The sequence below is a fragment of the Flavobacterium defluvii genome (assembly GCF_900129555.1).
Lineage (GTDB): Bacteria > Bacteroidota > Bacteroidia > Flavobacteriales > Flavobacteriaceae > Flavobacterium > Flavobacterium defluvii.
This window is the reverse complement of record NZ_FQWC01000007.1, coordinates 102,175-115,095: the sequence shown is the minus strand read 5'-3', so window position 1 is coordinate 115,095 and position 12,921 is coordinate 102,175. Positions and strand designations below refer to the sequence as shown.

8 protein-coding genes are annotated in these 12,921 nt (G+C 32.8%); 4 read left to right on the top strand and 4 right to left on the bottom strand.

Annotated features, from left to right (window positions below; genetic code table 11):
- The first annotated feature begins 83 nt into the window (after positions 1 to 83).
- Positions 84 to 5,903 (top strand): T9SS type B sorting domain-containing protein, encoded by a 5,820-nt coding sequence (locus BUC29_RS15515; RefSeq protein ID WP_073417086.1) that lies wholly within the window; start codon positions 84 to 86, stop codon positions 5,901 to 5,903.
- Positions 5,904 to 5,959: 56 nt separating this feature from the next.
- Here the strand turns inward: BUC29_RS15515 and BUC29_RS15510 are convergent, their stop codons facing one another.
- The 3 genes from BUC29_RS15510 to BUC29_RS15500 all read right to left on the bottom strand — a co-directional run bounded on the left by BUC29_RS15510 (position 5,960) and on the right by BUC29_RS15500 (position 8,241).
- Positions 5,960 to 6,607: an SdpI family protein gene (locus BUC29_RS15510; protein WP_073417085.1), complete on the bottom strand. Its 648-nt coding sequence runs from the start codon at positions 6,605 to 6,607 to the stop codon at positions 5,960 to 5,962.
- Between the two features lie 4 nt (positions 6,608 to 6,611).
- Positions 6,612 to 6,866 carry an autorepressor SdpR family transcription factor gene (locus BUC29_RS15505; RefSeq protein ID WP_073417084.1) on the bottom strand — a complete coding sequence of 85 codons (255 nt, stop codon included), beginning with the start codon at positions 6,864 to 6,866 and terminating at the stop codon, positions 6,612 to 6,614.
- Between the two features lie 97 nt (positions 6,867 to 6,963).
- Positions 6,964 to 8,241 carry an MFS transporter gene (locus BUC29_RS15500; RefSeq protein ID WP_073417083.1) on the bottom strand — a complete coding sequence of 426 codons (1,278 nt, stop codon included), beginning with the start codon at positions 8,239 to 8,241 and terminating at the stop codon, positions 6,964 to 6,966.
- 270 nt (positions 8,242 to 8,511) lie between these two features.
- Here BUC29_RS15500 and bshC point away from each other — a divergent pair, with 270 nt between their 5' ends.
- The 3 genes from bshC to BUC29_RS15485 all read left to right on the top strand — a co-directional run bounded on the left by bshC (position 8,512) and on the right by BUC29_RS15485 (position 12,078).
- A complete protein-coding gene (gene bshC / locus BUC29_RS15495) occupies positions 8,512 to 10,104 on the top strand; it encodes a bacillithiol biosynthesis cysteine-adding enzyme BshC (RefSeq protein WP_073417082.1) in 1,593 nt (530 codons plus the stop codon).
- 117 nt (positions 10,105 to 10,221) lie between these two features.
- Entirely contained in the window at positions 10,222 to 11,493 is a 1,272-nt protein-coding gene (locus tag BUC29_RS15490; protein WP_073417081.1) for an acyltransferase family protein, read from the top strand.
- A 165-nt stretch (positions 11,494 to 11,658) separates the two neighbouring features.
- Entirely contained in the window at positions 11,659 to 12,078 is a 420-nt protein-coding gene (locus BUC29_RS15485; protein ID WP_012026941.1) for a nucleoside-diphosphate kinase, read from the top strand.
- Between the two features lie 75 nt (positions 12,079 to 12,153).
- Here the strand turns inward: BUC29_RS15485 and BUC29_RS15480 are convergent, their stop codons facing one another.
- The gene (locus tag BUC29_RS15480) at positions 12,154 to 12,870 is read right to left on the bottom strand and encodes a hypothetical protein (protein ID WP_073417080.1); all 717 of its coding nucleotides are present in this window, start codon (positions 12,868 to 12,870) and stop codon (positions 12,154 to 12,156) included.
- Positions 12,871 to 12,921 lie beyond the last annotated feature (51 nt).

Genomic DNA, 12,921 nt, shown 5'->3' with positions numbered 1-12,921 from the left:
AAAGATTTTATTGGCCTGACTCCTGACTTTTTAATTTGGTTTTGTAGATATTTAATTACATTTGCCGGAGCCAAATTATTCAAATGAAACATAAATTACTCTTTATATTTTTATTATTTTCTTTATTTACTAATGCTCAGGAAAACTGTAATAATGGTATTGATGACGATGGTGACGGAAAAATAGACTTAAATGACAGTGATTGCATTTGTAATAAAACAACTTCTATTTTAGCAAATCCATCTTTTGAAGAAAAAACAAATTGCCCATATAATTTAAACGATTTAAGTGCGGTAGTTTCATGGGTAAAAGGAACACAGCCTTCGCCTGATTATATGAATTGTGAAAAACAAAATGCAATTTACAATAAACAACTTCAAAATTTTCCTGATGGTGATGGAATAATCAGGGCTGAATATAAAAATAGCAGAAAAGAATACCTTGCAACTAAATTACTAACCCCTTTAATCGCAGGAACAAAATATCAATTAAAATTAAACATCGCTACGTTAACTAGTATCTATATAGATGAAAGTAATAATAAAGATTTTGATTTTAACTACTTAGAACCTGTTAATATTACCCTTTTTGGATGTAGTAATCGTGATAATTTACCATTATACACCAATTCAAGTCCAGATACTTTTGATCCTAGCTGGATTGAGATTGGTCATGTAACCTATCAGCCTCAATCAGTTTGGGGAGAAATCACCATGACTTTTACTCCAAGTGTAAACATAAATTCAATTATGCTGGGGCCGCCTTCAGGGAAATTACCGCCATTATTTGACACATTAGAAACACTGGCATTTCTTTACGACAATTTAATTTTGAACACTTCAGAAAATTTTGGCGTAACTATTTCTGAAACAGGATCTTTTTGTAATGGTAATTTACAACTAACTGCGAACATTACTAAAAATCTAAACTCAAACACCACCTATCAATGGTATAAAGATGGAATTGCTATAAATGGAGCAACAAATAAAACTAATTCCATATCATCGATGCCATCTAATATTGGAGCATATTCAGTTAAAATAACGAATGGAAATACTTGCTTTGTGAGTTCAAATTTCACCATAAATAATTCGCTTTTAAGTCCCGAAACAATTGTCGCTCAACCTAACTGTAATAATACTAAAGGAAGCATAACTGTTAAAGAAACTGGTTTAAATTATAGTTTTGACAATGGCAAATCCTGGCAGACCAATCCTGTTTTTATTCCAACTGGCCCAGGAAAATATTATGTTAAAACTAAATCCTCCGCTGGATGTATTTCATCACCTTCTATTATAACTATTATTGATCCAGTATTATTGGACAGACCTTCATTTTCAATTGTACAGCCAACATGCAATACTAATGGCAGTATCACTATTACAACTCCCGGATCACAATATAGTTTTGATGATGGATTAACCTGGAATACGAATTCTACAAAAGGCAATTTACCGGCAGGAAATTATAACATTAAAATTAAAAACAATTTAGGTTGTGAGTCTTATTCGCAAAACGTATTACTTTTTATTCCGCATTTAGATTTCCCTAAATACACCTTTACAGTTCCGAGCTGTACTTCTGGAGGGAGTATAACTATTACAACGCCTGCATCTGAATATAGTTTTGATAATGGGGTCACGTGGACAACAAATCCAACTGCAACAAATCTGCCTTCAGGTTATTATTCTATAAAAATTAAGGATCAAAATGGATGTGAATCCAATACTCCTCATGAATATATTTATTTGAAAAAGTTTTATGCTCCTTTTCCAAAAGTAAGATCGGTTGCACCTTCTTGTGCAAATTTAGGTTCTATAACTATTTTAACCACTGCAGCTGAATATAGTTTTGATAATGGCATAACATGGACAACAAATCCTAAAGCGATAAATTTGGAATCTGGAACTTATGCAGTAAAAACTAAAAACAGCCTTGGCTGTGAAACTGAGCCATTATATATTTATCTGAAACCTTATTTTCTTCCTACCCCGACTTATGCAACTGTACAATCTACCTGTACTACTAATGGAAGTATCACAATTACAACTCCTGCAGCTGCTTATAGTTTTGATAGAGGGTTAACCTGGACTACAAATCCAATAATGACAGTACCTACTGTTTTTTCGCAATATTTTATTTCTATAAAAAATGAATTTGGCTGTACATCAGATCCTCAATATGTATATATGAATCCCGAAATTATTACTGGGGACACTAAATACGTAATAAATAAGCAAGTAACATGCGACTCAGGTGCAAGTATAACTATTACATCGCCAGCCGAAGAATATAGCTTTGATGATGGTCAAACTTGGTCTACAAATCCCACGGCTGTAAATTTAAAAGCTAGTGATTATTATTTAAAAACAAGAAACAGCAATGGATGCATAACTTACCAAACAAGGGTTTCTATCTATGATAATTATTTAAGTTTTCCAACTTGTTCGGTTGTCCAGCCTGAATGTAATAAAAAAGGGAGTATTACAATTACTACTCCGGCTCCATTTTACAGTTTTGATGGTGGAGTAACTTGGGGAACAAGCCCAGCAAAATCTAATTTAGAAGAAGGTAATTATTATGTTGTAATAAAAAATGCAGAGGGTTGTACTAGTTTACCGTTTTATATCCATCTTTTTCCATTTTATCTTCCAATGCCATCCTTAGACATTACTCAGCCTACTGTTTGTGGCGAAAATGCTACTGGAAGTATCACTGTAAGAACTAAAGCTGATTTTTACAGCTTTAATGATGGAGCAACATGGAGCACCAATCCTACGGCTGAAAATCTTCCTGTTGATTCTGAATATCGTATAAAAATCAAAAACAGCGATGGTTGTGTTTCAGAAAGCATCTATATTAATTTCATACCATTTGAACTAAGAAATGCGGAGTATACTTATACAAATCCAACTTGTAATAAAGGAGCAAGTATTACTATCACAACTCCAGCCCCATTTTACAGCTTTGATGGCGGACAAACTTGGGGAACTAACCCAACCGCTTTAAATTTACCGCCAGGTTTTTATTATCCCAAAATCAAAAATGAATTCGGCTGTGTTTCCCCAACTTATTATAGCGTCAATTTTACAGAACCAAAATTAATCTATCCCGATATAACGGTAACTCAGCCTAAATGTGGATCACAAGGAAGTATTATAGTAAATACTCCTGCTGCACAATATAGTTTTGACGGCGGAAGAACATGGAGTAACTCCAATAAAGTTTTGAATATTCCAGCATCGATTTACTCTGAAAATTACTATATTATGATAAAAGACGAAACAGGCTGCGAGTCTTATCAGTCCGTTATAGGTATTCCCGCTATATTCATAGAAACACCTGAATACACAACAACAGAACCCACATGCGAGAAAGGCGGAAGTATTTCTATTGATCCGATTGGAGATGAATATAGTTTTGACAATGGAATGACGTGGACTAAAAACCCGGTTTCTACTGATTTAGACGAAGGAACTTATTATATAATATTGAAAAATAAATTTGGATGTCAATCTTATCCAAAAGCGGTTAATATATCCCGATTCTATTTGGATGAACCTTCAATTACGTTGACTCAGCCTAATTGCGAATCTTTAGGAAGTATTAAGTTTACTTCACCAGCATTTGAATACAGTATTGATAATGGGGAAAACTGGAGTACAAATCCTGTCTTTTCAAATTTAAAAGCCGGTGATTATTATTTAATAATTAAATCAGCATTAGGATGCGAATCCAGCCCTAAATTACTTACTCTTACCGATCCAGATCCTGCTGCTCAGGCACCTGGCATTTTAATTCAACAGCCAAGCAGCTGTACATCTTCAAAAGGAACTATTACGGCAGTATCAACAACTGCTTATCAATATAGCTTTGACAACGGAATAAACTGGACAAGGAATAATAAGGTAACAGGATTGGATCCTGGAAATTATTTTGTTAGAGTAAGAAATAGTGCTGTAGCCTGTCCTTCTCCTGCTATTAAAGTAACAATCGATCCTCCGTTAGATGCAATAACGAATCCTGCTTATACATCTATCCAGCCCACAAGTTGTACTAATCCCTTTGGAAGCATCACAATTTTAACTCCAGCTTCAAAATATAGTTTCGATAATGGAATTAGCTGGCAAACCAGTACAGTTTCTGGCAATTTAACTATTGGAACTTATAAAATTAAAATTCAGAATTCAGCTGGTTGTATATCTGATCCCGTTACTGTTCAGATAAATCCACCAGCAGATTATCCTTTTCCTCCTTCATATAATACTATTCAGCCAAATTGTAGTGATAGTAAAGGAAAAATAAATATTCTTTCTAATGCTTCAGAATATAGTTTTGATAATGGAATGACATGGACTAACAATCCAGCTTCAGGATCTCTGGAGCCGGGTGAATATTATCTAAAAATCAAAAATTCCAGCGGCTGCATTTCAGAAAGTACAAAAGTGACTATAGTGCCTTTTATCAATTCTTTACCAGTACCCGGAGTTTTAAATTCAACACAAACTTTCTGTGTTGAGCAAAATGCAACGTTAAATGAAATTCAAATAACTGGGCAAAATATAAAATGGTACAGTAACCAAACTGGAGGAACAGTTGTACCCGCTACAACAGTAGCTCAGGATAAAGCAACTTATTATGCTTCGCAAACCATAAATGGCTGTGAAAGTGAAAGAGTTCCTGTAAAAATCAATATTCAGGTTACTTTTCCTCCAACAGGAAATGTAAATCAGTCTTTTTGTTCAGGACAAAATCCAACAATTGCAGATATTCAGGTTACGGGAACATCAGTAAAATGGTATGATGCCATTAGTAATGGTACTTTATTAGCAGAAACTACAAACCTTGTTAATGGTCAAACTTATTATGCTTCGCAAACAGAAAATAACTGTGAAGGTCAAAGACTAGGAATAACTGTTTCGATTGTAAATACACCTTCAACTCCGACTGCAAACGGAACTCAATCTTTTTGCAAAAATGAAAATGCTGCTTTAAACAACATTCAAATTTCTGGACAGAATATAAAATGGTATGACACTAACTTTTCTGCTTCCAGCCTGCCAAATACGACTTTATTAGAAGATAACAAAACTTATTATGCTTCACAGACAATTGGATGTGAAGGTGACAGAACTCCAATTTTAGTTAGGATTTATGATACTCCTTTGCCAACAGGAAGTAGTAATCAACAATTTTGTATTGATGAAATTGCCACAATAGATAATCTTAATGTTGCTGGAACAAATTTAAAATGGTATGATTCAGCTTCTGGCGGAAACATTTTGCCTGAAACAACTTTATTACAAAATAGCATTTATTACGTTTCTCAAACATTAAATAACTGCGAAAGTGGCAGATTTGCTGTTAATGTAAAAATTCAGGATACTCAAATTCCGATTGCTGATTCGCCTCAGTCATTTTGTATTCAAAAAAATGCGAAAATTGGAGATATTGATATTACAGGTGAAAATATAAAATGGTTTGATAATATATCTTCAAATATTCCTTTATCTGAATCAATGCCTCTTGAAAATGGAATAACTTATTATGCTTCACAAACAATCAGCAACTGCGAAAGTGATCGAATTCCAATCATTATTAATATTCTTGGAGCGACAATCGGAGATTGTATAAATTTTGTAGACGAACTTCCGTTTCCAAAATTCTTTACTCCAAACAATGATAACTTTAACGATTATTGGACGATTGATCCGGCATATTTAGCTCCAAATACAGGAATCAGAATATATGACCGCTACGGAAAATTAATTAAAGAATTAGCTCCCGGCGCTTCCTGGGATGGATTATATTTAGGAAATCAAGAGCCTGCATCTGATTATTGGTTTGTTGTTAAACGTTTAAACGGAACCGAATTTAGAGGGCATTTTAGTTTAAAAAGATAAATTTAAAAAGGCTTTACAGTTTATAAAAACCGTAAAGCCTTTCATTTCAATCTTCTTTATTCTTGTAAACTTTTAAATTTAAAATAAGAGTAAACGATTGGCACAACTGCCAAAACAAGAACTACAGCTAAAAAGGCTTTAGAAAAAAAGGCGTCTTGAAAAACTAATCCACCTATCATTAAGAGCAATCCCCAAAAAAACCAAAGTTTTCCTGCAAATGAATGTGTGGCTTTCCAAACTTCATTATTTTCCAATGTCCATGGCGTTCGAATTCCAATAAAATAATTAGGCTGAATTACTTTAAAATAATTTCCTAATACCATTAATAAAACGCCAATTCCTACATGCAATAAACTCGGGCTGGTAAGAGATTGATTCTTGGAAATATAAATAATAAACAAAGCCAGCAGAGATACAAAAAGAACTAATATAAATTTAAGCTGGTAAAACTTACCGCCCATTAATGATAATCTTTTTTTAGGATCAAATTTTAACGCCGTAAGCATCAAAGTATATACTAAAACAGGAAGCATAAAAAGTATGATTATTAAAGTAAACTTACTTCCCCATTTGTCAATTTCTCCTCTATAATTCCAGTGTATAGGTACTCTTTCCGGAAGACTATTCCAAATTTTGGCCAAATAAACAAAAGGCGCTAAAACAATTCCAATTATTGGAAGCTCTTTTTTTAATTCTAAATTCATTTTATTATTTTTTAAAAGTTAGTATCCATTGCAAAACATCTTCCATTATGGTGGTATTGATGGAATAAATAATGAATTGTCCGTTTTTTTCAGACGTAATTAAATCTGCTCGTTTTAGAATATCCAAATGGTGAGAAATACTTGGTTTTGAAATATTAAAAGCGTCAGCGATTTCACCAGCAGACATATCTTTTTCTTTTAAAAGATCTAAAATTTCCCTTCTTGTGGCATCATTTAAAGCTTTAAAAATATCATTCATAACATTTATATATTTAGACAAATATCTAAATACTTTTTAAATTGGCAAAAAAAAACAGCAATTTAAATTGCTGCTTTTTCTCATATATTGAAATTTATTAAAACTTGTGTTCGTCTTTACTTATTACTAAAAATGAAATTAGAGAAATAAGTGCCGCGGTAACTAAATAGAACCCTACATAGCTCACATCGTATTTCTTTGCCAGCCAAATTGCAATCATAGGTGCAAAAGCTGCTCCAAGTATTCCCGCTAAATTGAAAGTTAATGATGCACCAGAATAACGAACATTGGTTGGAAATAACTCTGATAAAAAAGTTCCTAATGGCCCATAAGTGAATCCCATTAAGGCCATTCCGATACAGGCAAAAGTTGTCACTAAACCAATATTTCCTGTACTTAAAAAATAAGAAAAGAAAAATCCGAAAACAGCAATAGCAGCTGTAGCAGCAATAAGCATTTTGCGACGACCAATTTTATCTGCAACTACTGCAGATACCGGAATAAAGACAGCAAAAAACAGTACTGAAAATAATTGTATCAATAAACCGTCTCTTTTCACAATTCCAAGATCTGATGTTGCCCAGCTTAATGTAAAAACTGTCATCAAATAAAAAACTAAAAATGTTGTAATGGCTGCAAATGTTCCAAAAATCAATTGATTTTTATACGATTTTACTATTGTAAGAAAAGGTACTTTGACTTCTTCTTTTTCTTTTTTAGAATTTTCAAAAGAAGGTGTTTCAGTAATTTTTGTTCGAATGTAAAACCCAACAATTACCAAAAGTGCACTGGCAATAAATGGAATTCTCCAGCCATAATCCATAAAATCTTCATTGCTCATTGAATCAGTCAAGAGCAAAAAAGTTCCTCCCGAAAGCAATAATCCAATCGGTGCCCCTAATTGCGGAAACATTCCATACCAGGCACGCTTATTTGGCGGTGCATTTTCTATAGCCAGTAAAACCGCTCCACCCCATTCGCCTCCAAGACCTACACCCTGACCAAATCGGCAAAGCATTAACAATAACGGCGCAGCTATACCAATACTGGCGTAACTTGGAAGAAATCCAATCGTTACAGTCGAAATCCCCATGGTAAGTAAGGCTGCAACTAATGTAAATTTACGACCAATTTTATCACCATAATGCCCAAAAAAAGCTGAACCTAAAGGACGCGATAAAAACGCAATTGAAAAAGTTGCTAACGATTCCAGGGTTGCCATTGTAGAATTTGAACTGGGGAAAAACAATTGAGGAAAAACCAACACCGCTGCATTGGCATAAATATAAAAATCAAAAAATTCGATTGTGGTGCCAATAAGGCTTCCAAAAAGAACATGCTTTAATGAGTTCTTTTGATTCGGGTTAGCTTCCATGTAAAATAGATATATCTTTTTTTGTTTACAAAAATATAGTTTCATTATTAATAATTCATATTTATACAAATTAGTTTTAAACTATAAATACATTTTTAACAAATTCAATATATTTTACATTCCATCCAACCTTATTTTACTTAAATTTAAAAACCTGATTTTATGAACTTTGAAGCAAAAAATAAAAATCAATTCTTAAGCATTAGTTAAAACCGTTTTTAACTGTATATTTTCATTAAATTTACAGCTGTCAAAAATAAATTTATAATTATGCCTACCGACTGTATCAGCTACCAAACCTCCGGATATTTTTCTAAATTAATACAGGATTATTTAGACCAAAAATCAGAGTTAAAACCGCTGTACAACCATTTTCCAACATTAGAAAATTTCGAAAAACAAATCGCTGAAAAAGCTTCTAACTTTGACAACCGCAATCGAATTCCTTTAGTTGAAACTTTAAAAAAACAATATCAGAATATTGAAATCTCAGATTCAACCAAACAAAATATTGAACTTTTATCGCTTGAAAATACTTTTACTATTACAACAGGACATCAGTTGAATTTATTCAGCGGACCTTTGTATTTTTTATATAAAATTATCTCAACGATTAACTTAACCAAAGAGTTAAAATCGAAATATCCGTCATATAATTTTGTACCAATTTATTGGATGGCTACTGAAGATCATGACTTTGAAGAAATTAACTATTTTAATTTTAAAGGAAAAAAATTTAGATGGAACAAAGAAAGTAACGGTCCTGTTGGAAGACTTTCAACTGAAGGCCTGGCAGAATTCTTAGAAATTTATTCTCAGGAATTAGGTTCAAGTACAAACGCCAATACTTTGAAAAAACTTTTTGAAGATGCTTACCTTAAACACGATAATCTGGCCGATGCAACTCGTTTTTTAGCAAATAGTTTATTTGCTAATTATGGTTTAGTAATTTTAGATGCCGATGACGCTGGTTTAAAACGTGCCTTTATTCCGTATGTAAAAGAAGAATTAGAAAACCAGACTTCATACAAAACGGTTCAGGAAACAATTGAAAAACAATTTAAAGATTATACCGTTCAGGTAAATCCGCGTGAGATTAATTTATTTTACATTGAAGACAACTTGCGTGAAAGAATTATTTTTGAAGAAGAAAAATACTTTGTAAACCATACAAAACTCTCTTTTTCTAAAGAACAAATTTTCGCTGAACTGGAAAATCATCCTGAAAAATTTAGTCCAAACGTTATCATGCGTCCGCTTTATCAGGAAATTATCCTGCCTAATTTATGCTACATCGGAGGAGGCGGAGAAATTGCCTACTGGCTCGAATTGAAATCATTTTTTGATGCTGTAAAAATCACTTTCCCTATACTTTTAGTACGTAATTCTGTTCTTTTGGCAACCGAAAAACAAGCTAAAAAAGCAGATCAGTTAAATTTGAGCTGGAAAGATTTATTCACAAAACAAGAAAATTTAATAAACACTATAACGCATAAAATATCAGCATTTCCAATTGATTTAACGCCTCAAAAAGAAATATTGAAAACCCAATTTCAATATCTTTACGAACTGGCCGATCAAACCGATAAATCTTTTTCTGGCGCGGTAAAAGCTCAGGAAGTAAAACAAACAAAAGGTCTTGAAAATTTAGAAAAACGTTTATTAAAAGCGCAAAAAAGAAAATTGAGTGACCAATTACAGCGTGTAGTAGATTTGCAATGCGAACTGTTCCCAAATAACAGTTTGCAGGAGCGTCAAAATAATTTTTCTGAATTCTATTTAGAAAAAGGGGAACAATTAATTCCGCTTTTATTACAGAAACTGAAACCATTAGAAATGAATTTTAACATTATAACGATTTAAAAACTATAAAATAATAATCCTTGAGATCCAAATAACCACCTATCTTCTCAAAATTATTATTCTTTAACCAAATAGCGATTTTTAAAAATTATTAACTAACCAATTTACCCAAAACCAATGGTAAAAGAACGCTTAATTTCGCTAGATGTCTTTCGTGGACTAACAATTTTATTAATGACAATTGTAAACAACCCCGGTGACTGGGGCAATGTTTATCCGCCATTATTACACGCCGAATGGAACGGCTGTACGCCAACAGATTTAGTATTTCCGTTTTTTGTTTTTATAATGGGAGTTGCTGTCCCACTTGCAATGCCCGACAAATTTTATGACGGCACAACTTTCAACAAAATTTTGGTTCGTTCTCTGCGAATGCTCTGTTTGGGGATTTTCTTCAATTTTTTTGGAAAAATTCAATTATTTGGACTTGAAGGAATTCCGCTTTTAATTGGCCGACTTGCTATTACTATCGCAGTGGGTTATGCCTTAATGGGAAATTTTAGTTCTAAAATCAAGAATGTTTTAGCATTTTCAATTTTGATTATTTATTTGTTTTTGGCTTACAGCGGCATAGAAGCTTACAGTGATGTGAGACTTCCTGGCGTTTTACAACGAATTGCTATCGTATATTTTGTAGTTTCTTTATTATATTTAAAAACTTCACAGAAAACCCAAATCATAACCGGAATCGTTTTATTACTAGGATATTGGGCAATCATGACTTTAATTCCCGTTCCCGGAATTGGTGATGCAAACCTTGACAAAGGAACAAATTTATCAGCTTGGCTCGACAGCGTTTTATTAAAAGGACATATGTATCGCGGAACCGTAACGTGGGATCCTGAAGGGATTTTGAGCACAATTCCGTCAATTGTAAACGGAATTATCGGTTTATTAATTGGACAGGTTTTACAGGCAGGTACTATTAAAATCAAAAAAGCACAAAAAATGGGGATTATTGGTACATTATTAATATTCTTTGGACTAATTTGGGATTTGATTTTCCCAATAAATAAATCGATTTGGACAAGCAGTTATGTTTTATACACAACAGGACTAGCCACAGTATTTTTAACTATTTTATATTATATTATTGATATTGCGGATTATAAAAAAGGGTTCAAACTATTCTTAATCTGGGGAGTAAACCCAATGATTGTTTTCTTTACTTCGCAAATTATTCCGCAGGCACTGGTAATGATCGAGTTTCAAAATCCGCATAATCCTTCAGAAAAAATTAACTTATTAAATTACTTGTATCGCTTTTGGATTGCACCATTTTTCGACAACCCGATGACTGCTTCTTTAGCAGGTGCATTGGTTTACGTGGGGATTTGGACATTTATTTTATGGATATTCTACAGAAACAAATTAATATTTAAAGTTTAAAAACATTTCACCATATCTTAAAGAGGCGTACCGATAATACGTCTCTTTTTATTTAAAAACCTTTTTCTTAGTCAAAAACATTATTCTACCACGTTTTAATTATGAATTTATTAAAATCAATTCACAAAAAAAGTCTACTTTTGCACAAAATTTAATAAAATAAAAATGGCAACAAATAGAACTTTTACAATGATTAAACCAGATGCTGTTGCAAACGGACACATCGGGAATATCTTAGCAATGATCACAAATGGTGGTTTCAAAATCGTTTCATTAAAATTAACTCAATTAACTGTAGCTGATGCTAAAGCATTTTACGCAGTTCACGCAGAAAGACCTTTCTACGGAGAATTAGTTGAATTTATGTCACGCGGACCAATTGTTGCAGCAATTTTGGAAAAAGACAACGCAGTAGAAGATTTCAGAACTTTAATTGGTGCTACAAACCCAGCTGAAGCTGCTGAAGGGACTATTCGTAAAGCATACGCTACTTCTATTGGAGAAAATGCAGTTCACGGATCTGACAGCGATGAAAACGCTGCAATTGAAAGCGCATTCCACTTTGCAGGAAGAGAGCAATTCTAATTTTAGATTTTAAAGTTCAGATAAAAAAATCCCGTTTCAAATGAAACGGGATTTTTTTATTAATAGAAATATCGATTAAAGCTTGTCTGACTTTTTAACGATTTTCTCAAGTCTATCATCAAGATCTTTTAAAAGTTCTTCTAATGCACTTTCGCACATAGGCAATACTTTATCAACACTTAAAACAGGAACTCCGCCTACAATTGTTCCGGTTTTCTTAGAGTTTGCCCCTTCAGAAATAGCAAATACTTTTTTCCCTGTTTTATCATACAAAGCTAGTCTTACATTAGCTCTCATTTTTATAGTTCCAGTTCCACCAACAGCAAATCCTTTTACTACAGCAAAATGAATTTCTGTAAATAAAACACCATCAGCAACTTCACTAAAAATCTTAGCAGACGCTTCCTCATTTACAGAACCATTCATTCCTTCATAAATATATTTATATCCCGGATAGTTGATGATAGTACCGCTTTCTCCACCTTCTCTTGCAAATTTAGGTGTAAAAGCAATGTATTCCGGTTTCTGGGTTACTTCAGTTTCTGGAAGTAAATCAAACGGAAATTTTTTAGAATAATCATTAAAAAATGCATTATGATATTTCTCTAAAATTGGAGAAAGGTTAAAATTTGGATTGTTTCCTAAATCAGCAATAGCAGCTAATCCATTTAAACCCAAATCAGAAAGATCTATTGTTTTATCTGTGTAAAACGAAACAACAGCCACTTTTTTCTTTTGTGAATAACCAGTTAAAGCAAATAATACAGTTAAAATAAGTAAAATTCTTTTCATTGTTTTTTGGTAGTTTTTAAATGTTTATAAATGAAAGTAAGCTTTAATAAA